The sequence below is a fragment of the Microcoleus sp. T3_D1 genome, assembly GCF_036700405.1.
In the GTDB taxonomy this organism is placed as follows: Bacteria; Cyanobacteriota; Cyanobacteriia; order Cyanobacteriales; family Microcoleaceae; genus Microcoleus.
Genome location: NZ_JAUBOV010000184.1, coordinates 1 through 2,445, shown reverse-complemented (window position 1 = coordinate 2,445; position 2,445 = coordinate 1). Strand labels below are relative to the sequence as shown.

The window sequence follows — 2,445 nt, the reverse complement described above, 5'->3', positions numbered from 1 at the left end:
AACTCCTGGCCTATATAGTTTTTTTTCTGTAATTTGTCAAGTACAATTTATACCAAATTAGATGCGATTACCCTGGATGAGGACGACGAACTCGATGATGAAGATGATGAAATTGATGACATACTCGATGAAATTGATGACGAAGACGAAGACTCCGAAGGCGATGAGGATGAGGATGATGACGATGAGGAGGATGATTTTAGTTTAGACGAAGACGAAGAATTTGAGGAAGACGACGAATAATCGCTAAAGTTTGATTAGAAAGCTCTGCTGAAAAAGCAGAGCATTTTTTTGCCTCTATCGAAGCCTTTTCCACGAATTGCGATGCTGGGTAATGATTGTCGCCACCGTCCGAATCAGGACGCTCTGGGAAGCAGACCCAACAAATTCACAATCAAGGAAATTTTGACCTTGGTTGTGAATTGGATTTTACCCACCCACCCACCACTAATTTTTTTGAATTAATTGTAATTAGCGAACTGTCGTCGCTTTAGTTGTGAATAAAAAACACGCTTGAGGGTTAATCATGGCTAATCGCAAATCCGCTCCAACTCCGATGCAAAAGCAATTTGCAGAAACTCTTGAAGAACAGCGCTTCGAGATGTTTTTGCACGTTGCCCGCGAGTTAACGGGACGTGCCAAACAACGACAGTTGCAGAAAGGTAAAGCTCTTGACTGGGAAGCGTTCAATACTTGGTTTAACAAGCAATATGAAGGCTACTCGGCTGACGAGATGCTTGAAGAAATCTTGAGCAACGTTTACTGGCTTTCATCTGAGCAAGCAGTGATTGACTTGCACTTCCGTTATATCGAATCGGCAGTCAAAGCTTCTCATAAGAAAAAGGCAACTGACGATCATGAAGAGATTGATGATTTTGTCAAATAATCAATGACGACCCCCGATAAAGGGGATAAAATCCTGCTCCAAGCAGGATTTGTTTGGCCCGCCCACCCACCGCATCAGTTCGATTTGTGACATTTATGATCGCATTCTCACAAGGATTTAGTTAATAGCACTTATGGAGTAATAACTTGATTATGTCATTCTGAACCCTTGACGGAGTTTACCATCTAGCGTAGCAAAGGTTCCGCAAGTAAGGCGAATAATCTCAAAGCTTTGCAACACAGTTACAAAGCGTAAGTTATGGTTAATTGGTTTTATCCCAATACTCCGGACAGTTTTTGGAACGATATTACAAGCTTTACAGGGCAAGGATCATAAAAAAGTCGAATTAAATGTAAGTCAGGCGTGGAGCTGACATTGATTTAATTATCCACAGGGGCTGCGAAGTCAAGCGAGCATAAGCCATTCAGCCCTATAAAAACTGTCCGGACTATTGTTATCCGAGAATGTAGGTTGCTCAATAAGTCAGCGTAAAACCCTTTTGCAATAAATTAAATGGCTGTTTTTGTTAAAAGGCTTTGATATTAAACGCGAGCGCGTTTGAGAGGTGTTCCGCTTGCAAATTATAATCATGTACGAACCTATTCAGCATTTTCTTACCCTCACAATTGAAACTGTGGTAATTTTTGGTTACGGTGGCTTAATTCTTCACTATATCGCTACGCTGTTAGCATCGAAGCAGATGAATTATTCTGAAAAATTCACAGCAAAAATTGCCCAAGATTTGATGCCTCTTCTCAATGAAATTGCTTCTTTTCCTGCTGTAGCCGAAGAATGTACAGTTACTCAAGAATTAACAGAAGAACAGCGACTCACCTCTTCTCTACAATTTCAAGCCGAATTTGCTTCTAATATTCAACTCGATACCGATACATTAAATCTGCCTTTCATTCAAGTCGATAACCTCAGTCTTCGACAATGCCGCACCGTTATTCGAGCGCTCAATTCCACTCTGCCACGAAGCAATCGTATTCGCCTTAAACTTAACAAAAAAGATGTGCCCGTAGATTCGTTAAAATTTCAAATCAAGAAGCATTTTGAGCATCGACCGCAGCAAGTTGTCTCCCTAATGGAGCAAATTTTGAAAGCCAGTTAAGCAGGTGGACATATATATTACGTGTCATCCAAAATGAACGAAGTAACCTCAAAGTGCCAGCTAATTGCTTCGTTCCTCTCTTCGGACATAATGGCCTTTATTTATCTTCACCTACTTAGCACGCTTAGAGAATCAACGAGCCAATTATTGCTCTATATCAATAAAAGTTCTGGTAACAAGTTGATAGAAAGCTTTCTCGATCTAACCCTTCCTTTTCTGACAGGCGATTAGTTACTTTTTTCACCATTGGCAAGGGGAATCAGACCCTTGCCAATCTGTTCGCTCCACTCGTTGAAACTCAATCCCCGTTCAATTGCGACCGCACGAATTCTCTCCATCCTACCGACGTTACCTGGATATAAGCTAGATAAGCTGTTCGACATCTAAACTGCATTAACTAAGTTACCTTTATTGTTTATTTTTCGGTTCCATTTCATAATTAGTT

Annotated in this window: 3 protein-coding genes; all 3 read left to right on the top strand. The window is 40.7% G+C overall.

Going from position 1 to position 2,445, the window contains the following annotated elements; translation table 11 throughout:
* Positions 1 to 33: 33 nt before the first annotated feature.
* Positions 34 to 243 carry a hypothetical protein gene (locus tag QT992_RS33235; RefSeq protein ID WP_333343068.1) on the top strand — a complete coding sequence of 70 codons (210 nt, stop codon included), beginning with the start codon at positions 34 to 36 and terminating at the stop codon, positions 241 to 243.
* Between the two features lie 283 nt (positions 244 to 526).
* On the top strand, positions 527 to 886 hold the full coding sequence (locus tag QT992_RS33230; RefSeq protein ID WP_333232379.1) for a hypothetical protein: 360 nt from the start codon (positions 527 to 529) through the stop codon (positions 884 to 886).
* A gap of 589 nt (positions 887 to 1,475) precedes the next feature.
* Positions 1,476 to 2,000, top strand: a complete 525-nt coding sequence (locus QT992_RS33225; protein ID WP_333232381.1) for a hypothetical protein — start codon at positions 1,476 to 1,478, stop codon at positions 1,998 to 2,000.
* Positions 2,001 to 2,445 lie beyond the last annotated feature (445 nt).